The organism is Bacteroidota bacterium, from assembly GCA_023957335.1.
In the GTDB taxonomy this organism is placed as follows: Bacteria; Bacteroidota; Bacteroidia; order NS11-12g; family UBA955; genus JALOAG01.
The window spans coordinates 511,561-535,159 of the sequence record JAMLHC010000001.1; the positions used below are offsets into that span (position 1 = coordinate 511,561).

At 37.5% G+C, this 23,599-nt stretch carries 23 protein-coding genes; 14 read left to right on the forward strand and 9 right to left on the reverse strand.

Translation table 11 applies throughout. From position 1 onward, the window contains the following. Positions 1 to 141: 141 nt before the first annotated feature. The 5 genes from M9892_02085 (at position 142) to M9892_02105 (ending at position 7,679) form a co-directional block, all read left to right on the forward strand. The gene (locus tag M9892_02085; GenBank protein ID MCO5253141.1) at positions 142 to 1,488 is read left to right on the forward strand and encodes a TolC family protein; all 1,347 of its coding nucleotides are present in this window, start codon (positions 142 to 144) and stop codon (positions 1,486 to 1,488) included. Between the two features lie 21 nt (positions 1,489 to 1,509). After that, the gene (locus M9892_02090) at positions 1,510 to 2,568 is read left to right on the forward strand and encodes an efflux RND transporter periplasmic adaptor subunit (protein MCO5253142.1); all 1,059 of its coding nucleotides are present in this window, start codon (positions 1,510 to 1,512) and stop codon (positions 2,566 to 2,568) included. Positions 2,569 to 2,587: 19 nt separating this feature from the next. Further along, positions 2,588 to 5,761 carry an efflux RND transporter permease subunit gene (locus M9892_02095; protein MCO5253143.1) on the forward strand — a complete coding sequence of 1,058 codons (3,174 nt, stop codon included), beginning with the start codon at positions 2,588 to 2,590 and terminating at the stop codon, positions 5,759 to 5,761. A gap of 93 nt (positions 5,762 to 5,854) precedes the next feature. Further along, positions 5,855 to 6,940: a histidine kinase gene (locus tag M9892_02100; GenBank protein MCO5253144.1), complete on the forward strand. Its 1,086-nt coding sequence runs from the start codon at positions 5,855 to 5,857 to the stop codon at positions 6,938 to 6,940. After that, positions 6,921 to 7,679, forward strand: coding sequence for a LytTR family DNA-binding domain-containing protein (locus tag M9892_02105; protein ID MCO5253145.1), 759 nt, complete (start codon positions 6,921 to 6,923; stop codon positions 7,677 to 7,679). Before M9892_02100 ends, M9892_02105 begins: the two co-directional genes overlap by 20 nt. Before the next feature lie 25 nt (positions 7,680 to 7,704). Here M9892_02105 and M9892_02110 read toward each other — a convergent pair whose 3' ends face one another. Together M9892_02110 and M9892_02115 are read right to left on the reverse strand one after the other, a co-directional pair. Beyond that, positions 7,705 to 8,496 (reverse strand): hypothetical protein, encoded by a 792-nt coding sequence (locus M9892_02110; GenBank protein MCO5253146.1) that lies wholly within the window; start codon positions 8,494 to 8,496, stop codon positions 7,705 to 7,707. 13 nt (positions 8,497 to 8,509) lie between these two features. Then, a complete protein-coding gene (locus tag M9892_02115) occupies positions 8,510 to 9,055 on the reverse strand; it encodes a hypothetical protein (GenBank protein MCO5253147.1) in 546 nt (181 codons plus the stop codon). A 104-nt stretch (positions 9,056 to 9,159) separates the two neighbouring features. On the opposite strand from M9892_02115, the gene bshA reads away from it, so the two are divergent. Next, entirely contained in the window at positions 9,160 to 10,290 is a 1,131-nt protein-coding gene (bshA, locus tag M9892_02120; protein MCO5253148.1) for an N-acetyl-alpha-D-glucosaminyl L-malate synthase BshA, read from the forward strand. A 6-nt stretch (positions 10,291 to 10,296) separates the two neighbouring features. On the opposite strand, the gene M9892_02125 is transcribed toward bshA, so the two are convergent. From M9892_02125 to M9892_02135, 3 genes are all read right to left on the reverse strand, one after another. After that, positions 10,297 to 11,847: an Rne/Rng family ribonuclease gene (locus M9892_02125; GenBank protein ID MCO5253149.1), complete on the reverse strand. Its 1,551-nt coding sequence runs from the start codon at positions 11,845 to 11,847 to the stop codon at positions 10,297 to 10,299. A gap of 137 nt (positions 11,848 to 11,984) precedes the next feature. Continuing rightward, a complete protein-coding gene (locus tag M9892_02130) occupies positions 11,985 to 12,779 on the reverse strand; it encodes a tetratricopeptide repeat protein (protein ID MCO5253150.1) in 795 nt (264 codons plus the stop codon). After that, positions 12,779 to 13,066: an integration host factor subunit beta gene (locus tag M9892_02135; GenBank protein ID MCO5253151.1), complete on the reverse strand. Its 288-nt coding sequence runs from the start codon at positions 13,064 to 13,066 to the stop codon at positions 12,779 to 12,781. The genes M9892_02130 and M9892_02135 overlap by 1 nt, the downstream gene beginning before the upstream one ends. 67 nt (positions 13,067 to 13,133) lie before the next feature. On the opposite strand from M9892_02135, the gene mutY reads away from it, so the two are divergent. Genes mutY through apaG form a run of 4 tightly spaced genes read left to right on the forward strand, consistent with a single transcriptional unit; the run spans position 13,134 to position 15,659 of the window. Further along, positions 13,134 to 14,189 (forward strand): A/G-specific adenine glycosylase, encoded by a 1,056-nt coding sequence (gene mutY, locus M9892_02140; protein ID MCO5253152.1) that lies wholly within the window; start codon positions 13,134 to 13,136, stop codon positions 14,187 to 14,189. 13 nt (positions 14,190 to 14,202) lie between these two features. After that, on the forward strand, positions 14,203 to 14,652 hold the full coding sequence (ssb, locus tag M9892_02145; protein MCO5253153.1) for a single-stranded DNA-binding protein: 450 nt from the start codon (positions 14,203 to 14,205) through the stop codon (positions 14,650 to 14,652). A 15-nt stretch (positions 14,653 to 14,667) separates the two neighbouring features. Continuing rightward, positions 14,668 to 15,267: a gliding motility lipoprotein GldD gene (locus tag M9892_02150; GenBank protein MCO5253154.1), complete on the forward strand. Its 600-nt coding sequence runs from the start codon at positions 14,668 to 14,670 to the stop codon at positions 15,265 to 15,267. After that, complete coding sequence (gene apaG, locus M9892_02155) at positions 15,264 to 15,659, forward strand: Co2+/Mg2+ efflux protein ApaG (GenBank protein ID MCO5253155.1); 396 nt, start codon at positions 15,264 to 15,266, stop codon at positions 15,657 to 15,659. Before M9892_02150 ends, apaG begins: the two co-directional genes overlap by 4 nt. Before the next feature lie 38 nt (positions 15,660 to 15,697). On the opposite strand, the gene M9892_02160 is transcribed toward apaG, so the two are convergent. After that, on the reverse strand, positions 15,698 to 16,078 hold the full coding sequence (locus M9892_02160) for a RidA family protein (GenBank protein MCO5253156.1): 381 nt from the start codon (positions 16,076 to 16,078) through the stop codon (positions 15,698 to 15,700). A gap of 59 nt (positions 16,079 to 16,137) precedes the next feature. On the opposite strand from M9892_02160, the gene M9892_02165 reads away from it, so the two are divergent. The 3 genes from M9892_02165 (at position 16,138) to M9892_02175 (ending at position 18,309) form a co-directional block, all read left to right on the forward strand. After that, positions 16,138 to 16,803: a 3-hydroxyacyl-CoA dehydrogenase family protein gene (locus tag M9892_02165; GenBank protein ID MCO5253157.1), complete on the forward strand. Its 666-nt coding sequence runs from the start codon at positions 16,138 to 16,140 to the stop codon at positions 16,801 to 16,803. Between the two features lie 2 nt (positions 16,804 to 16,805). Further along, positions 16,806 to 17,360 (forward strand): nicotinate (nicotinamide) nucleotide adenylyltransferase, encoded by a 555-nt coding sequence (nadD, locus tag M9892_02170; protein MCO5253158.1) that lies wholly within the window; start codon positions 16,806 to 16,808, stop codon positions 17,358 to 17,360. Positions 17,361 to 17,445: 85 nt separating this feature from the next. After that, a complete protein-coding gene (locus M9892_02175; GenBank protein ID MCO5253159.1) occupies positions 17,446 to 18,309 on the forward strand; it encodes a DUF4412 domain-containing protein in 864 nt (287 codons plus the stop codon). A 4-nt stretch (positions 18,310 to 18,313) separates the two neighbouring features. On the opposite strand, the gene M9892_02180 is transcribed toward M9892_02175, so the two are convergent. From M9892_02180 to ftsH, 3 genes are read right to left on the reverse strand one after another with little or no spacing between them, the layout of a single operon-like run. Continuing rightward, positions 18,314 to 19,825: a hypothetical protein gene (locus tag M9892_02180; protein MCO5253160.1), complete on the reverse strand. Its 1,512-nt coding sequence runs from the start codon at positions 19,823 to 19,825 to the stop codon at positions 18,314 to 18,316. Positions 19,826 to 19,846: 21 nt separating this feature from the next. Then, positions 19,847 to 20,155, reverse strand: a complete 309-nt coding sequence (locus M9892_02185; GenBank protein ID MCO5253161.1) for a hypothetical protein — start codon at positions 20,153 to 20,155, stop codon at positions 19,847 to 19,849. Then, on the reverse strand, positions 20,152 to 22,254 hold the full coding sequence (ftsH, locus tag M9892_02190; protein MCO5253162.1) for an ATP-dependent zinc metalloprotease FtsH: 2,103 nt from the start codon (positions 22,252 to 22,254) through the stop codon (positions 20,152 to 20,154). The genes M9892_02185 and ftsH overlap by 4 nt, the downstream gene beginning before the upstream one ends. Positions 22,255 to 22,390: 136 nt before the next feature. On the opposite strand from ftsH, the gene kbl reads away from it, so the two are divergent. Further along, positions 22,391 to 23,587, forward strand: coding sequence for a glycine C-acetyltransferase (kbl, locus tag M9892_02195; protein MCO5253163.1), 1,197 nt, complete (start codon positions 22,391 to 22,393; stop codon positions 23,585 to 23,587). Positions 23,588 to 23,599: the final 12 nt, after the last annotated feature.

Below are 23,599 nucleotides of genomic sequence, written 5' to 3' on the forward strand. Positions count from 1 at the left end.
CACTGCCTATTTTGTCCGTTTCGGCTAAATTACACATTTACATAGCTTCCGGTTTAATACTTTTGCGCCCCGAATTTGAACCGGATTTTATTGCAAGCATTTGCAAATAAAATATAGGTTCATATTGCTAAGTCATACAAAATGAAACTAACCCAAAAAGTAAAAAACTTTTTTCTTGCAGCCTTTATCCTGTCAATGAGTTATGGAGTTAAGGCTCAAACTGTACTCACATTGCAAGAAGCAGTAAGCTATGCATTGAAAAACAAATCAGATGCTGTCAAAGCGCACTTGGATATTACCAATGCGAATTACAAAATTCAGGAAGTACGCGCCAATGTTTACCCTCAGATTAACGGTTCTGTTGGAATAACCAACAATTTAAAACTGCAGCAAATGGCATTGGATTTTGGCGGGCAAACCCAAATCATTCGTATGGGAGTTCCTTGGCAGTCAAATGCGGTTGTGCAATTAGACCAACAATTATTTAATTTATCGGTATTTCAGGGCTTGAAGGCCGCTAGAACTACTAAGGAGTTTTACCAAGTAAATGCTTCCCTGACTGAAGAACAAATCATTGAAAAAGTAGCCAACGCATATTTTGAAATTTTTAAGACAAAATCTCAAATCAAAACTATTGAAAAAACTATAGAAAATACTACAAAGGTGCAGGGCGTAATTATGGGATTAGTCAATAACGGCATTGCCAAGAAAATTGATTTAGACCGCATCAATGTTAGCTTAAACAATCTCAAAAGCTCAAAAACACAATTAGAGAATGCACTTACTTTACAAGAAAACGGATTGAAATATCTGATAGGTATGGATTTGTCAACCCCCATCACGTTGCCGGACGACCTCTTCAATGAACAACCCAAACTATTGCCCAAAGAAGAAATCAATATTAACAATCGCACTGAAATCCAACTCATGCAAAAGCAGGGCGACTTACTCAGACTCAATAAAAGTTCTATCAATGCAGGACGCTATCCCACCTTGGGTTTGGGTGCCAATTACGGCTATCTGAGCATGGGTGACGAATTTCCTTATTTCACAAATTCAAATGGAATCAACCGTTCCGACTTTGCATCTGTCAGCCTAAACCTTAGAATCCCGATTTTCACCGGGTTTAATCTACACTCCAAAACCATGCAAGCAGAAATAGCCATTCAAAAATTCGAAGCAGATTTATTAGATACCAAATTGGCTTTGAGCATTGCAGCAGAAAACGCATACACCCAAATCAAAAATGCACTCATTACCCTTAATGAACAAGAAGCCAATATGAAATTAGCAGAACAAGTATTACACGATATAGAAAACAACTATCGCAATGGATTGGCTTCATTAACCGATGTCATTGACGCACAAAATGCATACGCAAACGCCCAGAACAACTATACCGCTGCATTCTTCGACTACAAAATAGCCGAAGTACAACTCAAAAAAGCAAAAGGAGAACTAAAAACATATTTAGAAATTAAAAACTGATAAAAAAGAATAATAGCAAAAATGAAAAAAACGATTATAACCATTGGAATCATTGTCTTGTTACTGGTAGGCTTGATTTATGTCTTAAATAAAAACAAAGCAAAAAACAAAGCCCAGACAGATATTGCAATTGAAAAAAGCAATGGTGTTGCGGTGCGTGCAACAGACGCGGATTCACAAGTTCTGAATATGGAATACATTGCCAACGGAATATTTGCACCCAAACAAGCAGTATATATCTCAACTGAAGTCCCCGGCAAAGTGGTGGATGTTCTTGTACAAGAGGGCACTAAGGTATCAGCAGGACAAGTGCTGGCGGTCATCAAGAGCGACAAACAGGAAGTAGCCCTTGCCAATGCTCAAGCCGTATATAACAATGCTTTAAGTGAGTCAGTTCGTTTTGAAAACGCATATTCAAGCGGTGGCGTAACAAAACAACAGTTAGACCAAGTAAAACTACAATTAGAAAATGCCAAGAACAATCTTCAAAGTGCCAAGATAAATGCTGGAGATGTGAATATCACAGCCTCATTTGCAGGTATTGTCAACAAAAGAAACATAGAACCCGGTGCTTTTGTAAGCCCCGGACAACAATTGTTTGAGATAGTAAATATATCCTCACTCAAACTCAGGGTCAATGTAGATGAGAAAACTGTGGGCAGTATTCTTACGGGTGAAAATGTTTTCATTCAATGTTCTGCTATCCCTACCAACCAATGGAAAGGAAAAGTAACATTTATTGCCCCAAAGGCAGATGCCGGTTTGAATTTTCCGGTTGAATTAGAAATCCAAGATAATGAAGCAGGCAATCTGAGAGCGGGAATGTATGGAACAGCAGTCTTTGGAAAAGATCAAAGTGTCAAGACATTGGTAGTTCCGCAAACCGCTTTTGTTGGAAATATCAGTTCAAATAGGATTTTCATTGTGCAAGACGGCAAAGCCGTTTTAAAGACCGTAACAACGGGTAGAGACTTTGGCACTTTTGTAGAAATATTATCAGGGATTCAGAGAGGCGACAAAGTCATCACTTCGGGCCAAATCAATTTAATAGACCAAACACCTGTCCGAATCATCCAATAACTTTCAGACTGACAACAAGATGAAAATTGCCGAAATATCCATAAAACGTCCCAGTATTATTATCGTACTGTTCATTGCGCTTACGCTGGGCGGATTACTTTCTTATATGCAAATGGGCTATGAATTAGTCCCTAAATTTGAGGTAAATGTTATTTCCATTCAGACTATATATCCGGGTGCTTCGCCCTCTGAGGTTGAGAATTCAGTTACCAAAAAGATTGAGGATGCTGTTTCTACCTTAGAGAATGTAAAAAGCATAGAGTCTAAATCTTTGGAAAGTGTTTCCGTTGTAATCATTAGGCTGAACAGTGGTGCAGATGTAACTTTTCTACTCAATGATGCGCAACGCAAAATCAATGCAATCGTAAACGACTTGCCCGAAGATGCCAAAGTACCCACACTGGCAAAATTCTCATTTGACGACATTCCAATCATGAATCTTTCGGTAACTTCTTCAAGCCTTTCAGAAAAAGAATTGTATGACCTTTTAGACAAAAAAATCCAACCGGCATTTGCCAGATTGGATGGTGTTGCCAAGGTAGGCATGATAGGCGGAGAAGTGAGAGAGATTCAAGTAAGTGTGAACCCCGAAAAAGCCAAAGGATATGGGCTGACTATCACCCAAATTCAACAACTTATTGCAGCTTCTAACATGGACTTCCCTACCGGAAGTATAAAATCGCGTGAGAATCAAATGACTATCCGTTTGGCAGGTAAATTTCTTTCAATAGAAGAAATGCGAAACATGTTGCTACCAACGCCTTCCGGTGTCAATATTCGATTGAGTGATGTGGCAGATGTCCAAGATGGAATAAAAGATATAGAAAAAATAGCACGTATCAATGGTAACAATACTATTCTGTTACAAGTTTACAAACAGTCGGATGCCAACGCAGTTACGGTTTCGGCAGAGGTAATCAAGGAGATTGCAGAAGTACAAAAGGATTACAAAGTCAACAATATAGTAGTGGACATCGCCAGCAACTCCACAGATTATACTTTGCGTGCGGCTAGCAATGTAACCCATGACTTACTGTTAGCTGTGCTTTTAGTGGGCGCTATCATGTTATTTTTCCTGCACAGTATTCGCAATGCCGTGATTACCATGATTGCTATTCCTTTCTCTTTGGTTTCAACTTTTATTGTATTGAGTTTATTGGGATATACACTGAATTTGATGACTCTGTTAGGGCTGTCGCTGGTGGTTGGGATATTGGTTGATGATGCGATTGTAGTAATTGAAAACATTCACAGACACATGGAGATGGGCAAAAACAAAGTACGTGCAGCTTACGAAGGTGTAAAAGAAATAGGATTTACCGTCTCATCCATTACATTGGTAATTGTGGTTGTATTCTTCCCAATTTCTGTCTCCACAGGAATGGTATCCAACATTCTACGTCAGTTTACTGTAACGGTTATGACCTCTACGCTCTTTTCATTATTAGTTTCTTTCACGCTTGTTCCATGGCTATATTCCCGATTTGGGAAACTGGATGTGATTAGACCCGAAACATTTGTGGGAAAATTAATTGCCAGATTTGAAGCAACACTCAAAAGAATGAGCAATGGAATAGGTAATTTATTGGAATGGTCATTAGCCAAGAGAAGTCACAAAGTCATTACACTATTAACCGCTTTTGCGCTATTTATCAGTTCATTTGTGTTAGTAGGCAAGGGCTATATAGGCACAGACTTTTTCCCCGCTAACGACAAGGGTGAGTTCTTGTTACAATTAGAATTAAAGAAAGATGCTACTATAGAACAAACCAATCAAGCTACACAACTCGCTGAAGCTCATTTGCTACAAATACCTGAAATAACCAAAATAATCACAACAGTAGGTCAATCTTCGGACGGGATGATTTCTACAACCGGAACCAAAAACAAAGCCGAGATTCAGATTTTTTTGGAAAAAGACCATTACAAGAAAGAATCTACCAAAATGTTTGCAACCAAGTTGATTAACAGCATGGAAGATGAACTTATTGGTGTAAAACTCAAGAGTGTTAATCTGGGGTTGATGGGTGCAGAACAAGCCCCAATCAAGCTGACAGTTGTAGGTCCTACAATGGAAGATGCAGAAGAATTTGCCTCTCAGGCAGCCGAGCTTTTAAAGAAAGTACCGGGTGCAACAGGAGTAAAACTCACCTCTGAAGGCGGAAATCCCGAAATTGATGTTAAAGTAGATAGGGACAAAATGTCCTCCCTCGGTTTGAATGTCGCAACCGTGGGTATGGCTATGCAAACAGCTTTTGCCGGTAATACAAAAACGAAATTTAGAGCCGGAGACAGAGAATATGATATTAATATTCGCTATGATGAAACAGGACGTGCAGATATCAATAATGTCAAAAATCTGGAATTCATCAATGTATATGGACAAGCTATCAAGCTGGAACAATTTGCGAATGTAAGCTACGGAACCGGACCTACTTTGTTGGAGCGCAGAGACAAATCTCCGGCAGTGTCGGTTGAAGCACAAGTAGTAGGTGCGCCTTCGGGCACTGTGGCGACCGAATGGGAAAACCAATTTTCAAAACTTGAGAAAAAGCCCGGCATTGATTATATGTGGGGTGGAAATATGGAAAATCAAAAAGAAGGTTTCGGTTCATTAGGAATTGCATTAATTGCTTCCATTATATTGGTATATTTGGTGATGGTGGCTTTGTATGACAATTTTGTCACACCTCTGGTTGTACTATTCTCAATTCCGCTTTCTTTCATTGGTGCGCTATTATTCCTTGCCATTTTCAATCAATCCCTCAACATTTTCACTATTTTAGGTATTATCATGTTGATTGGCTTGGTAGCAAAAAATGCCATTTTGTTGGTAGATTTTGCCAACCATTCCAAAGCAAATGGAGCCTCTACACATGATGCGCTTATGGCTGCCAATCATACGCGTTTTAGACCCATTATTATGACCACTATTGCAATGGCTATAGGAATGTTACCGATTGCAATTGCGCAAGGAGATGGAGCTGATATCAATCGCGGACTGGCAATGGTGATTATAGGAGGGCTTTTATCTTCATTGTTTTTGACACTTGTGGTAGTACCGGTGGTATATTCTATTTTTGACAGTATTGGTTTGCGTATGAGAGACGGCAACGAGAAGACCAACTATGCAAAGATTCTCCAACATAGCATAGAAGAAGCCGAACAAGAAAAGAAATCCAATCCCAATTAATATCAGTATCTTTGGATTCAAGTGTAGAAGCAACATTGATTGCATTGAAATAGCGCATTTTATTGCAACAAAGAGTTTGATTGAATAAGTAATATGAGTGAGAAACAGTCATATAGAGTCCCCCTTAAAGTCTTGACATTATACAGCGGAAAACTATTTTTATTGTTTTTGCTGGGAGCTCTGTTAATCACATCATTACAGGACTTAAGTTTTAAAGGTTTTATTCAAAGAACACTTTCTTTAGGCTCCTTATTTATGGTTATTTTTGCTTTGAACTCATTCTTATTCCATTATTTTGATAAGAGGAGAAAAAATAATCTGGAGCGTATTTGGAGAAAAACTTATGTCATAGGATATGTTGTGAGCCTCCTCTATTTTATACTGCATCTTTCCATCATTCTTTGGTTAGAAAAGAAAGGATTGTATCAACATCCGCACAACGTTGACATGAATTCAGTTGTTGGCATTAGGTATTATGCTTTTGTTATCGGTGCTTCAACTTTTATTTATTCCTTTATTTTCTTAATTCAAAGCTCAGTGCTCACACAATATGAATCGAACAGAATTCAAATGGAACTATTACAATTAAAATCTTCAAATGCAGATACAATGAACCAACTGTTGCGCCAACAGATACAACCGCATTTTCTGTTTAATGCATTGAATATTCTCAAATCTCTCATCAAAAGAGAACCTAAAATGGCAGAGAACTATTTGCTACATCTGTCGGACTTCTTGAGGATTTCAATTTCTCAAAATTCCACCGGTATTTCAACTGTAGCAGATGAACTTAAAATATGCAATGACTATATGGAAATGCAACGAATTCGATTCGGAGATGCTTTGCAGTACAGTGTACACCTGCCTGACGACCAAAACTTTAGAAATAAAAAATTACCGTTTTTCTCTTTGCAACCCATCTTAGAAAACGCTATTAAGCATAACAAATTAACAGAAACCAATCCCCTATTCATCACGATTACAACAGATTCAGACTTCATTACAATAAGTAATAACTTGCAGGAGAAAACAGAAATTGAAAACTCTTCAGGAAAAGGTCTGAGTATGTTGCAGGAACGATATCACATTCTGAACGAATCCAGTCCTGTCATTAGGAAAGATGAAAATTCATTCTCTGTTTCATTAAAAATTCTGGACATTGAATATCCTAATAATTGAAGACGAACAATTAACCGCAGAGGATTTGAGAGATATAATTTTAGACATATCTCCTGATACGAATACAATACGCATACTGAATTCAGTGGAAGAGTCAGTAAATTTTCTAAAAGAGAATAAACAAATTGATTTAATCTTCAGCGATATACAATTAGGCGATGGACTCAGTTTTGAGATATTTAAACAAGTTAAGTTTCATGCTCCTATTATTTTCTGTACTGCCTATGATGAATACGCCCTTAAAGCGTTTGAAACTAATGGAATACATTATATTTTAAAACCATTTGACGAACGAAAAATTGCTGAATCATTGCTGAAGTTTAAAGAGTTAAAATCATCCTTCAATACTAAAGAAGAAAACTTTGCCAAAGTTATAGAAACGTTGAAAATCCGGAACGATAATTCCCTCTTGGTATATAAGCAAGACAGGGCAATCCCAATTCGATTTAAGGATGTTGCATTATTTTACATAAAGAATGAAATCACATATCTCATCACCTTCGAGCAAAAAACCTTTCATATTGATAAACCATTGGATGAGATACAACAATTAAGCGGTAAGGATTTCTTTCGTGCAAACAGGCAATGCATCATTAACCGAAATGCAATCAAGGAAGTGGGACAAACACTGTCACGTAAAACCATAGTTTTTTTAAACATCCCATTTGCAGATGAAATTTCAGTGAGCAAAGAAAAAAGAATAGAACTGCTCAACTGGATAACAGGAACTGATACTTAAATACCGGTATAACGGTGGGTTATAGTTATTTGACTACCGGTATTTTACTATTGAGTTTTAAGTCCGCAGAGTCAGAATAGTCATATTGAAATATCCCCTCAGTAGCACTAATAATCAGGTTTTTGTTATAAGGAATTACATCATAAGGACCCTGCACATTAATATCGCTTATTTCAAAAGGGGCTGATGGAGTTTTAACATTAATTACCTTGACTTTGTTTGCATCACATACGAAGAGAATTCTATTATCAATTCCCAATCCTCTCGGTGAAACCATACTAACTGACTTGATAAGTTTGGGATTAGTTGGAATATATAAACTGAGGATATCAAGACTGTTCATTGTACCTCTGCAACCTGTTGCACCATTCAGAGTGAGATAAGCAAAACCATCTTCTGCAACTACCGGATCACAACCTATAATATGATTATATCGACCTTCATAGGAAGGAGACTCGGGATTTTGAAGCGAATATACAATCATGCCAAATTGGGTTCCAAATAATAGATAGTCTTCATACACAAATATTGTTTCTGCATTAAGACTTGAATTCGTACCTGCTATTGCTGTCGTACTCTTAATAATCATTGAATCAGGATTCGAAATATCATAAACAACAACAGAATTATTAGTCAAAACATAGAGATAATTCGCAACAATAGCAAACCGTGCATAAGAACCACCTTTCCCGGTAGAACCGCCTGAAGAACCGGAACCACCCATGTTACCAGGAGCTTTAGAGTCAGAACTACAAGAATACACCAATATTACAAATGCAGAAAGAAGCAGAATGAATATATATGATAGTTTTTTCATGGCTTATAAATTATTATCTAATTGAACAATATTGACCTTCGATTTCTCCCATTTTCCACCCAAACACTTCCCCTCTTTTCGGGTCGGGGCATTTAAAAATAATATATCCGTCTTTGTTTCTGACAGAACTACCCGGATCCGGTGTTTGCAAATTGTTAAATTCAGATTTTATGTAATCTTTAAATACAGGGTTTTGTGGGTCGGAGATATTAAAACTTACTAAACCATTTCCAAAATTGGCATACAAGATTGAATTTCTAACAGCCATATCAATACAACCCGGAATTTTATAAAATGCTAAATTAATAGGTGACTTCTTATTGGTATTGTCATACACATGTATGCCTTCTGCTACTTCGTTGATGAGCAAAATATTGTTATAGATATATATTTTACCGGGATGCTTGAGTGCAGTTGGGGCAGCTACAATGTCAAAATTTCCTTGCAACTCATCTGTATATATAGGGATATAACCTTTGTGAATATCCTTCTGATTGTCATCACAACCGAGAACAAGAATTCCAATGAATAATAGTGGGTAAAAAATGCGTATTTTCATAATTTCATTAGGTTGAGTTTAATGTCAAAATTAGCTTTTATTTCTATATAAACAATTTACTAATCCTTCTCCCCTATTAAATATTGTTTTTATTTGCACTTCTGATGAAAATCGGGATTTTACTCTATCCCACCTTTGGCGGGAGTGGTGTCATGGCTACAGAACTTGGAAAAGCTCTTGCTCAAAGAGGGTTTGAGGTTCATTTCATTTCGTATAACATACCCGCACGTCTAACCCATTTTCACGGTAACATCTTTTTCCATGAAGTTTCCGTGAAATCATATCCTTTATTTGATTATGTACCATACGAAACCATATTAGCAAGCAAAATTGTAGATATTGTTTTGCGTCAGAACCTTGACATATTACACGCCCACTATGCTATTCCACATGCATCTGCCGCTATTATGGCAAAGCTGATACTCAAAGAAAAGGGAATTAATATTCCGCTGGTTACAACGTTACATGGTACAGATATCACATTGGTAGGACGCAACCCAACATACAAGCCTGTTGTGGAATATTCTATCAACAACTCCGAAGCGGTTACAGCAGTTTCTGAAAGTTTAAAATCGGATACTTTATCCATTTTTAACATTCAAAACCGGATTGAGGTTATTTACAATTTTGTACATGTTGAGGCTTCCACCAATCTCATTGATCACGATTTTAGAAACTCTATTGCCCCTAATGGGGAGCGAATTTTGGTACATAGTTCAAATTTCAGAAAAGTAAAAAGAATTGAGGATGTAATCAAAGTGTTCAATGAAGTAAAAAAACAACTCCCATCTAAACTCATTATCATAGGCGATGGTCCGGAGCGGGATTCTATAGAAGCATTATGTCAAAAGTTACAACTTGGCAACAACGTTATTTTCCTTGGCAGACAAGAGGCAGTTTACGAGATATTGGCTAACTGTGATTTATTTTTATTGACGTCCGAGACAGAGAGCTTTGGACTTGCAGCATTGGAATCAATGGCTTGCGGAACACCCGTAATTTCTACTAATGCAGGCGGTATTCCCGAAGTGAACAAGGACGGATTTTCCGGCTTTTTGCTCCCTGTTGGAGACATTCAAGGTATGGCAGATAAAGCTGTATTCATCCTTTCTTCAGATGAAAGATTGAAACAATTCAGTCAGAATGCACGCGAGCATGCAAAACAGTTTTCGATAGATAAGACAATAGAAAGATATTGCGAGATTTATAAAAAGACAATAGCAGCAAACTGCTAATCATTATTAGAGCACGATTTCCTCTCCTGCTTGATTTTCAAACATAAAAACGCCCAAAGAAATTTGTTTATCTTCTTTAATTTTAAGCCATTTACCGTATTTCAAAAACCATTTTGTCCTGATGGAAAGAAATCCATTCGTAAAATAGGCTTTTAAGATGGGGTTGCAAACCAACGTAAGCTTTTGCATATTTTGGTTCATATATAAATACGCCAATGCCTCTTCAATTCTATCTTCCAGCAAATTGGCAGATTCAACTTTCCCAGAACCATTGCAAGCCGGGCAAACTTCTGCAGTAACAATAACGGTTTCCGGTCTGAGTCTTTCTCTGGTGATTTGTATCAACCCAAACTTGCTCATAGGAAGGATACTGTGACGCGCCTTATCCGCTTTCATACACTCCGCTAATTTGTCGTTGAGCTGTTTTTTATGTACCGGAGATTTCAGGTCAATAAAGTCAATTACAATGATGCCTCCCATATCCCGTAGTCGTAATTGACGGGCTATTTCTTGGGCTGCTTCCAGATTTACTCTCAGCGAAATTTCTTGTTGACTTTCTCCTGCATTGAGTTGCCTACCACTGTTAACATCGACTACGTGTAGTGCTTCAGTGTGTTCAATAATGAGATAGGAGCCTGCAGAAAAAGGCACTTGCTTGCCAAAAGAAGTTTTGATTTGTCGGTCTATATCAAAATTCTCAAAAAGGCTTGCTTTTCCTTTATATAACTTAACTAAATTTGATTTTCCATGCGAAATACGGTTCACAATCTGCCGGATTTCATCCATTAATGGCATTTCGTTTACCCATATATTCTCAAAACTGTCATTAAGCAGGTCGCGTAGAATTACTTCAATTTTTGCACCTTCGCTCAATAATCGCGTACGAGGACTTGCTTTTGCAATGCCTTTGATGATATCTTTCCATTTTCCTAGCTGCTCATTTAGGTCATTTTTAATTTCATCAATGGTTGCGTCTTCCGCTACTGTTCGAACAATGATTCCGAAGTTTTGCGGTCTGAAATCTCTAAACAAATTTTTGATTTCTCTTTTCTTGTCCGGGTTGCCGATTTTGCGTGAAACAGAAAGTTGCTGAGAAAAAGGCATAAGCACTAAATATCTGCCTGCAAAAGAGATATCGCAACCTACCCTTGCTCCTTTGTTGTGTATAGGTTCTTTGAGGACTTGCACCATGAGTATCTGCCCTTTTTTGACATAATTACCAATGGGGGCATTCTTGATGGTTTCGGGTTGAAATTCAATTTTATCAAGCTTGGTGCTTTTCACACCGCCTTCATGTGCCGCTTGGGTATATTTATTATAGGTAAGAAAATGCACACCAAGGTCATGCAGATGCAAGAATGCATCTCTGCTATCTCCAATATCAATAAATGCAGCATTTATTCCCGGTACAACACGTTTTACCTTGCCAAGATAGATATCTCCTATTTTAAAGGATTCATTTCCGCTTTCGTTGTGGTATTCAACGAGCTTCTTATCAGATAGTAAGGCAATTTTTGTTTGTCCGGCAACTCTTTCTATGAATAATTCGTTGACCAAACTTTGTAAGAATTTAAGTTAAAGAAGATTATTTCTTCTTATGACGATTTTTTCTTAAACGCTTCTTCCTTTTGTGAGTGGAAATTTTATGTCTTTTTCTCTTTTTACCGCTTGGCATATATCTTAAAAATTAAATTTTACTGTCTTGTTATCGTTTCCTTTGTTCTAAACTCAGTTCCTCGTTTCAGGTAGAAATCAGCACTGTCTTTCATATTGAGACGGCTGAAAACTTCACTGACTTTAAAGTTGTAGTCAGAATTAAAGGGCTGCAAAGATAGTAATTTTTTGAAACGTTCTAATGCTTTTTCAAATTGACCTGACTCTATCGAAAAATCACCCAAAATGTATAGTGCATCCAGATTATTAGGGTCTTCTTGTAACACTTCTTGAAGTACGGCAATACCTTGCATTGGAGCAGGTTGGGTTCGCACCAACACATATCCTTTAAGTGTTTTGGCATCCAAATTTTTGGGGTTATGTGTCAAAATTTTGTCAAGCAATAATTGAGCTTTCTGAAGGAAAACCATTCCTCTGGATTCAACCTTAGCAGACATGCCGGCAACAACTAAATAACGTGCGGATTGAAGGTAGAGGCTGTCAACTTGTTTTAAGTCAGCCAATTTTTCATTGTATAAAGCAGCAGCAGAAGCTAAGCCCGCGTTAATAGAGTGTTCTACGAGTGTTGTGAGTGAATCTTGTTTTAATTCGGAGTTTATGGGGAAGTCTTTATCTATAGTAAAACCCATTTCTGTAATTTCTTCCGATACAGCAAGATGATAAGCACTTTCTGAAAACTCAGGAAGCGAATTGTGAATACCTTCACTTTTGGCAATAGTTGCCGTAGATTTTTTCCAATTTAAAGTAATAAGTAAAATCCCAATCGCTATAGTTAAAGTAACGATAGCGTATGAAAACAAAGACTTAGAAAACATTACTTAACTTTAATTTTTTTAATTTTGTCAGCAAATGTTTTTGCAGGTTTGAATTTTGGGATATAATGAGCTTCAACGACCATTGCGGTGTTTTTGGTAATGTTTCTCGCAATTTTCTTAGCTCTTTTCTTCAATGTAAAACTTCCAAAACCTCTAAAAAAAATGTTTTCACCTTTGTGCATGGAGTCTTTTACTACATCAAAGAAGGTGTCCACTGTTTCAAGCACCACTGCCTTTTCGGCACCGGTCTTTTCAGCAATTTTTGCTACTACTTCTGCTTTAGTCATAACTGTGTGTATTTAAGATTAGTGAGGCAAAATTAGTTATTCGAATTAAACAAACAACGAAGTATCTTTGTTTTTATCATTGAACGGACACTCTATGGGATGGGAAAATGAGCTAATGAATTGGTATAAAGTAAATCACAGGGAACTTCCGTGGCGAAAAGAAGCGAATGGATATCTCACATGGATATCCGAAGTTATTTTGCAACAAACCCGTGTTGCACAAGGAATTCCGTATTTTTTAAGGTTTATTGAGAGATTTCCTACCGTAAAAGATTTGGCAAACGCAGATGAACAAGAGGTTCTATTGCTTTGGCAGGGTTTAGGTTACTATTCAAGGGCAAGAAATTTACACCAAGGTGCCAAACAAATCGTAGAAAATCTTAATTCAGACTTTAATCACGCTCCTGAAATATTAATGAAAGTGCGTGGAATTGGACACTATACAGCCAATGCCATTGCATCCTTGACTTATGATTATCCCATCCCGGTGGTGGACGGAAACGTATATAGAGTTACAACGCGCCTTTGGGGAATTACAGACCCAATTCCCAGTGAAAGGGCACGTAAAATGATTACATCTCTGTTACAAACTTCCGTTGAACACTTCAAACCTTCTATCTTTAACCAAGCACTCATGGAGTTGGGGGCATTGGTTTGCTTACCACAAAACCCTAAATGTGAGCTATGCCCTCTTCAAATCTACTGCTTTGCATATCAAAACAAGCAACAAAACCTTTTTCCTATTAAAATCGAGAAGAAGAAACCTCAGTCACTATACCTCTCTTACTTTCATTTCAACGATGTACATGGCAAAACACTTATATATAAACGCAACAAAGGCATTTGGCAAAATCTATATGAATTCCCTTCGGTAGAAAGTAACAAACACTTCAACAAAGCCGATGCGCAGATGCAACTAAAAGGACTTGAAATTAAAAGTATAGAAAAGAGACTTTCTCTAAAACACCAACTCACGCATAAAACAATTTTTGCGATTTTTTGGGAAATAAAGGTGCAGAAATTACCTTTGAATGGAAATTTTCATACTTTTGAAATTCATTTGGATGAGATTGAGAATTACCCCATTCATCAACTAATGAAAAAATATATAAATTCACTTTAAAAAACAGTTCACCATGATTAACAAAGTTATCTTAGTCGGAAGGGTTGGCAAAGATCTTGAGCTGCGCACACTCAACAGAGGAACCCAGATTAGGTTTGTGGTTAATTTCCCATTTGCAACTCATGAATTCTCAGTAAACAGAAAGACGGGCGAGCGGCTTGAACAAGTGGAATGGCATAATATAGAGATGTGGGACAAGAATGCGGAAAATGCTGCCAAAATCCTCAAAAAAGGTAGAGTTGTATATATTGAAGGCAGGATAAAGTGTGACGTATCAACAGATTCAGATGGCAATAAACAGTACCGAACTAAAATCAGGGCAAGTTTGTTTCAAGTGCTGAATTTTAATGGAAACAACACCAAATCACAGTTAGAAGGTGAAGCCAAATGTGATGAAATGAATGAAGACATTGAACCGATTGACAATATAATGGGCACAGAGGACTTTGACAATGAGGAGTAGGCAAGAGAAACTAAGATGAAAGATTATATAAAACCGAGTTTCATAGCTTTATTTGTTTTATCTGGGATGTTTTTTTTAACTTCATGTGAAACAGCCCTTAGTCCACGTCCAAAAGGATATCCCAGGATATATTTTCCTGAAAAAGTATATGATGTCTTTGATTCAGCGCAATGCGGTTATACGTTTTCCAAACCGGTATATGCTAAAATGCAAACAGACCCCGCCTATACCGAGAATCAGCCTTGTTGGTATAACCTAAATTTTATACCCTTTGATGCTACCTTACATATCAGTTATCATGAATATCAAACTCCGGAAGAATATGACTCTTTATATGAAGATACGCATAAATTAGTGTACAAACATATTATCAGAGCAGATGACATAGAAGAAATTGAGATTGGTTCTAAAAGTGACAGCCTTAGCGGGCTTATTTTTCAGTTGCGCGGCAATACTGCCACTAATCTCAATTTTTTCCTTACGGATAATAGTCACCGCTATTTCAGAGGTGCTTTATACTTTAATTCCAAGACCGAACCTGATTCGATTGCCCCGGTATATCAATTCATTCAGGATGATATTTACCATATAATCACAACTTTTAAATGGAAATGACAGAAAAAACAACCCATGATATACGTGTAAAGGTCATCGCACAATATGAACCCCACATGTCTGCGCCTGATCAACCGGAATATATTTTTTCCTATTTGATTAAAATCGAAAATAAATCTCCTTATCGAGTGCAACTGCTTAGACGAAAGTGGTTTATTCTTGATTATACATCCGTTATACCAATTGAAAGAGTTGTTGAAGGCGAAGGCGTAGTGGGCGAACTACCTGTGCTGGAACCGGACGAATCATATTCCTACACTTCATTCTGCAGACTCAGTTCAACCAACGGAGAGATGTCGGGATTTTATACTTTCTTTAATTTTTCTGAATATGAAGAGTTTGAAGTCGAAATTCCTTCTTTTGCGCTCAACACTCCTTGGGTGTTGAATTAACACAAAATGTCCCTTAATAAATTGGGATATTCTCACACTTATTTTCCTGCAATACAGCTTATTTCAACTCTTGCACCAGCCGGCAAAGCTGTAACTTGTACCGTTTCTCTTGCAGGAAATACATCGGTAAAATAGCTTGCATATACATTATTTACCTCTTGAAAATCACCCATATTAGTAATAAAAATGGTGGTTTTGATAATATCTGAAAATGTAAGTCCGGCTTCGGTCAGAATTGCTTTCATATTGTCAAGCACTTGGTGTGTTTCAGCAGCGATACTGTCTTGAATCATTTTGCCTGTTGCAGGATTGATGGGAATTTGACCTGAAATAAAAACAAGTCCGTTGAATTCTCTTGCGTGGCTGTATGGTCCAATAGGTGCCGGTGCTTGGGGTGAGGTAATTACTTTGTGTGTCATATTCTATTTGGTATTTAGTTTTCTTGGTTTTTAGCCCTACTTTTGCCCTCATATTTTTCATGTCAACCCGTATGAATATTGCAATCGTAGGAAATGAAACACTTTGCAAAGAATTGCTGCCAGTTATTTCACAAGGCAATAATAGTAGAATATTTGAAATTGATAAAATCCCGAATGATGAAAGTTTTGACGTATTGATAGACCTTGATTTTGACAAGGCTCCGGACTCTCATTGGAACGCAATTTCTAAAATAAAAACTCAATATTTTTTGCTGGGTGCTTGTCTCACACAACTTGGCTTTGTAAATTTTGCGAACCAAAAAGAAAAAGTTTTTGGTATTTGCAACATGCCAACATTACTCGGAAGAAACACTCTGGAATACAGTTCGCCCATCGGCTTGGAACTACCACAAAACATTGTCAAAGCATTAAATTATTTTGAAGCAATAAAAGTTGACGATCGGGTGGGGATGGTTACTCCACGTGTAATTTGCATGATTATTAACGAAGCATATTACACCCTACAAGAAGGAACTGCCAACAAAAGTGATATTGATTTAGGAATGAAATTAGGAACTGCTTATCCTATGGGACCTTTCGAATGGGCTGATAAAATTGGATCTCAAAATGTTTACCATTTGCTCAAGGCAGTTTTTGACGACACTATGGACGAGCGCTACAAAATCTGTAATCTTTTGAAAACAGAAGCATTCAAGGCAAATTAAATATGAAAAGACTTGGACTTTTCTTTGGTTCTTTCAATCCGATTCATCTGGGGCATTTGGCTATAGCGGAGTTTATGCTTGAAAAGCTAAAATTTGATAAAATCTTGTTTATTGTCTCACCCCAAAATCCTTTCAAATCTTCCGCTGATTTGTATTCTGAGGAAAAACGTCTAAAATGGGTTCAAAATGCCACTCAATATAACCCTCGTTTTGAGGCTTCAGATATTGAATTTTCATTACCCAAGCCTTCTTATACATACAACACTCTGCAAAAACTTAATACACTCTATCCTGACACACATTTTTCTATCATCATGGGTTCTGATAATCTTGCAAGGCTGAAAGATTGGAAAAATATTGATTTGATTTTAGAAACTACTGATTTTGAGATTTTTCAACGCAGTGGAACAGACAAAACAGAAACTTTTCATCCGAATATTCATCTGCACCATACTCCATTCATTGATATTTCAGCTACCGAGATTCGCCAAAGGCTCAATAAGGGCATGAGTGTTAAGGACTTGGTACCAAGTAGCATACTTGAACAATTGAAATAATTCATAACAAAACATCATAAGAGAACATCTAAATACTTGGTGGTTTGAATTTTTATTTACATTTGTTTCTTAATTCATGAAGATTATGAAAAAAATAACTTTTACCCTTATGATGTTGTTTGCGGGGAGCCAAGTGCTTTATTCTCAAGGAATTCTTGACAGAATTAACAATAAAATCAATGTGAATATTAACATTAATTCCAACGAATCCGGCACTCAAAATAATCATACACAAAACAACACCACCAATCAGAATGATGCTGATTCGAGCATACCCACGTTCAATTTTCCGGGTATGGGCGGAAAAAGCAAATGCAAAGTCGAGCCTACCTATACATTTCAGACAGAGGTTGTCATGGATGTGTACTCCTTCGATGCTTCAGGCAAAAAGAAAAGTAACGATAGTTTTAGCCTGAACTATTCAATGTTATTTGAAAAAAACGCTCAATATATTGGCACTATCATGCACAAAATGAGCAATCAGACAGATATGGACGAAATGAAAACAGTCATGAATCTTAAAGATAGTTGCTATGTTACATTCATGATTAATGATGGCAATAAAATGGGCATGAGCATGTCCTTTAAAAATATCCAACAATACCAAAAGAAAGACAAAGAATATTCGGATCTTAAATTTACAAAAACCGGCAAAACCAAGACTATACTAGGACACCTGTGCTATGAATACATAGCTGAGAATGAGGAAACTAAAATGACTCAGTGGGTGTCAGAGAAAGACACTAAGATATGGGATGCCTATATCAAAAACGGTTACACTTCAATACCCAATTCAAATATACGGGGAATGGAAATAGGCAAAAATGGCATGCCCTTAGAGACCGTTGTGGAGGACAAGAAAAAGAAGAACATCATGTATATGTATGTAAGGGAGATTAAGCAAAATCAAAATATAGTAATAAGTTCTGAAGGCTATACCATTTATTAAGTTATTAAACCTTCAAGTTAATTTTTTTGCGTTTATAGAATTCTTGCTCTTGTGGCTTAAGTTGAATTTGCCAATTTAAACCTTCTAAGGTTTTTTCTTTTTCGGGTATGTCAGCCGGAGGATAGAGTGTTCCGGAGGGTTCCGGATTTGGATAAAAACGGATATTATTAATACCTGTACTATCCATATAGATAGTTATCTGACCACTTACAATCTTATTTACCCCACTGTAGGGACTTGTATCTGATTCATCATCGCGTACATAATACACAGACTGTCCTTGTCCAATGAGATTCACTCTGCGGAGTTTGCCGTCATCAAAATAGTTATAAATTTCATTGCCTGCCATCTGATTAAACCTATCCTCCTCCAGCCAAGAGGCTACAAACCCCTCATTGCGAACAAACATATAATCCAGTTTGTCGTCTTTCATGTAAACACTGATAGAATCTCCTGTAATCTGATTATTCTCATTCCACAAGATGGGTTTATGCAACATGAGTATAACAGAATCTTTCATAAAATATATCAAAGTATCGCAGATGCCAGCTATATCGGGCGAAAATATTTGAGCATTTTTGAAAGCAATTAGTTTTTTGATTGCAGTGTCAGAGAAATAATAGAAAGTATCTGCCATCAACAGCATGGTATCTTCATTCAGCAAACGCTCGCTCATGGGCAGTCCATTGATAACGGTTTCCTTTCTTTTCTCCATATACAATCCCTTTTGACCATAGACTTTAACCCCTTCGGAAGTGTCATTCAAAACAATATTGCCAAAAGCTTGACCATCACCTGTGTTTCTGTTGTAGAAAAAACTGTCAGCAGTGATGTCTGATGACTCGCCAAAAATGGTGGCTCTTTTGCTGAATGAAGCCAGATTAGAGGCAGTGTTATAGTATCCCCATGTACATTCAATCCTGTTTTGTTCACTGTTAATCACAGTAGGTCCATAGAAATAAGCAGTTCTTGCAGTAGTAATATATTGCAAGGTGTCGCCTTTCATGGTATAGTCAGGATTAACCAAAACTACATTTCCTTTGAAAGACGCTGTACTGTTTCTCGAATTATAATATCCTTTATCACTTGTCAGCACATCATTTTCATTGATAATCTTACCCCCGGCACCATACGAACCGCTTTTGATGCGGGTGTCATAATCTATGTAGGGAGTAGTCAATATCATTTTGCGGTCGGTTAAAATAACATCACCGGAAACCCTTGCCATCTTAGTTTTCCCGTCATAAAAAACTCTTTTTCCGCTCATATTAAAAGTATCGGGCTGATAAATTCTAACTTGTCCTACCCCGTCAATTGTATTGTATTTATCATTGATAATTGCCGAATCACACTCAATAAAAACACCTTCGTGCAGTACTTTAATATTCCCTTTACAGTATTTCGACTGGGTTGATGCATCATAGCGAAGTTCATCCGCATTGATAATTTGGACTTTTTGAGCCTGTACATGGGTTATACCTATCCAAACAACGCCTATTAATATGTAGATTCTCAATAAAGCCAGATATTTACAAAATTAACATTTACAACCCGGTGTATGTACTTTCTCCTCACCCTTTTTATTGATGTGTCGGAGGATTTTACCCTTTTCGTTAAACTCAATGAAGTAAATCCTTTTGCCATTTTTGAACTTCTCTTTAGATACTAACTTGTTGGTGGTCGTATTATATGACTTAATAATTTTCACCTTGCCGCCATAGCGCGTTTTCACAACGGTTTTTAGGCTATCTCCTAAATTATGTCCAAAACCCAAACCTGCCAGTCCAAATAAAGCACAAGCAACAAGCAGGCTTCTGAGTACCGTAGGATTCGGCTTCAATTTCATGGCTGGTCTTCTTCGGTAGTTAATGGATTTTCTACCGTTTGTGTTTCTTCAGGATTTTGCTGATTATTTTGAGGAGGGTTCAAATTATTAGTTTCGTTACTATTATTAGCATCGGACTCACTCTCCATATAACTTTCATAAGTTGTTTTTGTATCAAAAGGTCTTTTGCCAATCAATGTTTCCAAGTCGGATTGGAATAGAATCTCTTTGCGAAGTAACTCCTCAGCCAGTATTTCAATTTCATGCTTTTTCTCGGTCAAAAGCTTTTTCACTTTCATATAAGCATGGTCTATTATCCTACGAACTTCTTCGTCAATTATCTCTGCCGTAGTCTCTGAATAAGGTTTTTGGTATGCAAACTCACCTGTTGGGTCATAGAAAGACACTTGTCCTACTTTTTCGCTCATGCCATAAATTGTTACCATGTTGTAAGCCATTTTAGTAACACGTTCAAGGTCATTTTGAGCACCGGTAGATATTTCACCAAAATTAATATCCTCAGAAGCACGTCCACCCAATGCCATACACATAGAATCGAGCAATTGATTGGTTCTGTATAAGAATTGTTCTTTGGGCAGATATTGAGCATAACCCAAAGCAGCAATACCACGAGGTACAATTGATACTTTTACAAGTGGGTCTGCGTGTTCTAAGAACCACCCTGCCACGGCATGCCCTGCTTCATGATAAGCCACAATTTTCTTTTCTTCGGGACTAATCAATTTGTTTTTCTTTTCTAATCCACCTATAACCCTGTCAATTGCATCCTGAAAATCTTGCATATCTACTGCGGGTTTGTTCTTTCTGGCGGCAATCAAAGCAGCTTCATTACATACGTTTGCAATTTCGGCTCCAGCAAAACCGGGCGTTTGGGCTGCAAGTTTTTTGGGGTCAACATCGCTTGCTTGCTTTACCGGTTTCAGATGAACTCTAAAAATCTGTTCTCTTCCTATTAAATCAGGTTTGTCAATAGAAATTTGTCTGTCAAAACGTCCCGGTCTTAATAAAGCAGAGTCCAAGATATCGGGTCTATTGGTAGCCGCAAGTATAATGACACCGCTGTCGGTACCAAAACCATCCATTTCTGTCAAAAGTTGGTTCAGCGTATTCTCTCTTTCGTCATTGCCTCCGCTCATAAGGTTTTTGCCTCTGGCTCTGCCAATAGCATCAATCTCATCAATAAAGATAATACAAGGGGCTTTTTCTTTTGCTTGCTTAAACAAATCTCGGACACGGCTTGCACCCACTCCAACAAACATTTCTACAAAATCAGAACCTGACAATGAGAAAAATGGCACTCCTGCTTCTCCTGCAACAGCTTTTGCCATAAGCGTTTTACCGGTTCCGGGAGGACCTACCAACAACGCTCCTTTGGGGATTTTCCCTCCAAGGTTAGTATATTTCTTGGGGTTTTTAAGGAAATCAACAATTTCCATAACCTCCACTTTGGCTTCATCTAACCCTGCAACATCTTTAAAAGTGATATTTACTTTGGTATTCTTATCAAACAATTGTGCACGCGATTTGCCGATAGAGAAAATCTGTCCGGGACCACCGGCTCCTCCGCCCGACATTCTGCGCATAATAAACATCCACAATCCTATGAAAAGGGCTATCATGATGACCCATTGAAGTATAGGACCCAGAAAATCATGTTCGGTTTTGAAATCAACTGTAACTGCATTTACCTCATCAGGATGTTCTTTTCTGAGATTTTCCCATTGGGTCTGAAAGTAATCAACATTAGTTTCAAAATAATATTGAGGTGTTTCGGTATCTATAAAATTACGTGTCTTTTTGAGTTTGCTGTATTTATCATTTTCCAATGCTTCTTTGGTAAGATATACTTTGACAAGGGAGTTATTGACAATCTGAACCTTTTTAACATCTTTAGCTTCAACCATTTTTTTGAGTTCCTCCCATGAAGACTGCACTCCGCTATCGCGAGGTATTATTTGCATAATCAACACCCCAATCAGTAAAAGAGCATATATCCAATATGCATTAAATTTCGGTTGTCCCGGCTTCTTCTGACCCGATTCTCCCGGTTTATTCCCTTTAAAATCGTTATTAGGGTTATCTTTCTTATTTAGTTCCATTCGTATTTGCGCGAATAAGTGTGCAAAGGTATAACTTTGTAAGAATTTAATTGTCATGGCTTTTTATTTTCGGGCAAACAAGACATTTATACTATAATTGCAAGGTCATTCAGATAGTCAAAAAAAATTAAACATTATGTACGGACAAATTCAACAATATCTCAGCGAAGAACTAAATAAAATCAAAGAAGCAGGACTTTTCAAAAACGAGAGAATTATTACATCGGCACAAGGGGCAGAGATAAAACTCTCAAATGGTCAAACTGTACTTAACTTTTGTGCAAACAATTACTTAGGATTGTCATCACATCCAAAGGTTATTGAAGCTGCAAAAAAGGGTCTTGATACCCATGGCTACGGGATGTCATCTGTACGGTTCATTTGTGGGACTCAGGATATTCACAAAGAATTAGAAAGCAAGATAGCCGAGTTCTATCATACCGAAGACACCATACTTTATGCAGCGGCTTTTGATGCAAACGGTGGCGTATTTGAACCTTTATTCAACGAACTTGATTGTATAATTTCAGACGAATTAAATCATGCTTCAATTATTGACGGAGTGCGACTTTGCAAAGCCCAAAGATATCGCTATAAAAATAATGATATGGCAGATTTGGAGTTGCAATTACAAAAAGCCAACGAAGCAGGCATGCGCTTCAAACTCATTGTTACTGACGGGGTGTTCAGTATGGACGGTTACGTAGCTCAACTTGACAAAGTATGTGACTTGGCTGACAAATATGATGCATTGGTAATGACAGACGAATGTCATAGTGCCGGTTTCATTGGCAAAACAGGTCGTGGCGTGCCTGAACTGTGCGGAGTCATGGGAAGGGTAGATATTATTACCGGAACATTAGGCAAAGCATTAGGAGGCGCAATGGGCGGATATACAACCGGTCGAAAAGAAATTATTGAAATGTTGAGACAACGTTCACGCCCTTATTTATTCTCCAATTCATTAGCCCCAAGCATTGTAAATGCAAGTATTGCAGTATTTGATTTACTTTCTCATACTACAGAACTCAGGGATAGACTTGAAGAAAATGTAAAATACTTTAAAGCAGGCATCAAACAATCTGGTTTTGATTTTAAAGATGGTGATGCGGCTATTGTTCCCATCATGCTCTATGACGCAAAACTCAGTCAAGATATGGCGAACGAACTGCTCAAAGAGGGTATTTATGTAATTGGATTTTTCTATCCTGTTGTAGCCAAAGGGCAAGCCAGAATTCGTGTACAGTTATCCGCTGCTCACACAAGAGAACACTTAGACAAAGCGATTGCTGCGTTTACAAAAGTGGGGAAACTTTTAGGTGTAATTAAATAACAAGGACGAAGC

Excerpts from the sequence above, each read along its gene's own strand:
- M9892_02085 (MCO5253141.1), top strand. The coding sequence starts at position 142 with ATGAAACTAACCCAAAAAGTAAAAAACTTTTTTCTTGCAGCCTTTATC.
- M9892_02090 (MCO5253142.1), top strand. The coding sequence starts at position 1,510 with ATGAAAAAAACGATTATAACCATTGGAATCATTGTCTTGTTACTGGTA.
- M9892_02095 (MCO5253143.1), top strand. The coding sequence starts at position 2,588 with ATGAAAATTGCCGAAATATCCATAAAACGTCCCAGTATTATTATCGTA.
- M9892_02100 (MCO5253144.1), top strand. The coding sequence starts at position 5,855 with ATGAGTGAGAAACAGTCATATAGAGTCCCCCTTAAAGTCTTGACATTA.
- M9892_02110 (MCO5253146.1), bottom strand. The coding sequence starts at position 8,496 with ATGAAAAAACTATCATATATATTCATTCTGCTTCTTTCTGCATTTGTA.
- M9892_02115 (MCO5253147.1), bottom strand. The coding sequence starts at position 9,055 with ATGAAAATACGCATTTTTTACCCACTATTATTCATTGGAATTCTTGTT.
- bshA (MCO5253148.1), top strand. The coding sequence starts at position 9,160 with ATGAAAATCGGGATTTTACTCTATCCCACCTTTGGCGGGAGTGGTGTC.
- M9892_02130 (MCO5253150.1), bottom strand. The coding sequence starts at position 12,779 with ATGTTTTCTAAGTCTTTGTTTTCATACGCTATCGTTACTTTAACTATA.
- M9892_02135 (MCO5253151.1), bottom strand. The coding sequence starts at position 13,066 with ATGACTAAAGCAGAAGTAGTAGCAAAAATTGCTGAAAAGACCGGTGCC.
- ssb (MCO5253153.1), top strand. The coding sequence starts at position 14,203 with ATGATTAACAAAGTTATCTTAGTCGGAAGGGTTGGCAAAGATCTTGAG.
- M9892_02150 (MCO5253154.1), top strand. The coding sequence starts at position 14,668 with ATGAAAGATTATATAAAACCGAGTTTCATAGCTTTATTTGTTTTATCT.
- apaG (MCO5253155.1), top strand. The coding sequence starts at position 15,264 with ATGACAGAAAAAACAACCCATGATATACGTGTAAAGGTCATCGCACAA.
- M9892_02160 (MCO5253156.1), bottom strand. The coding sequence starts at position 16,078 with ATGACACACAAAGTAATTACCTCACCCCAAGCACCGGCACCTATTGGA.
- M9892_02165 (MCO5253157.1), top strand. The coding sequence starts at position 16,138 with ATGTCAACCCGTATGAATATTGCAATCGTAGGAAATGAAACACTTTGC.
- nadD (MCO5253158.1), top strand. The coding sequence starts at position 16,806 with ATGAAAAGACTTGGACTTTTCTTTGGTTCTTTCAATCCGATTCATCTG.
- M9892_02175 (MCO5253159.1), top strand. The coding sequence starts at position 17,446 with ATGAAAAAAATAACTTTTACCCTTATGATGTTGTTTGCGGGGAGCCAA.
- M9892_02185 (MCO5253161.1), bottom strand. The coding sequence starts at position 20,155 with ATGAAATTGAAGCCGAATCCTACGGTACTCAGAAGCCTGCTTGTTGCT.
- ftsH (MCO5253162.1), bottom strand. The coding sequence starts at position 22,254 with ATGGAACTAAATAAGAAAGATAACCCTAATAACGATTTTAAAGGGAAT.
- kbl (MCO5253163.1), top strand. The coding sequence starts at position 22,391 with ATGTACGGACAAATTCAACAATATCTCAGCGAAGAACTAAATAAAATC.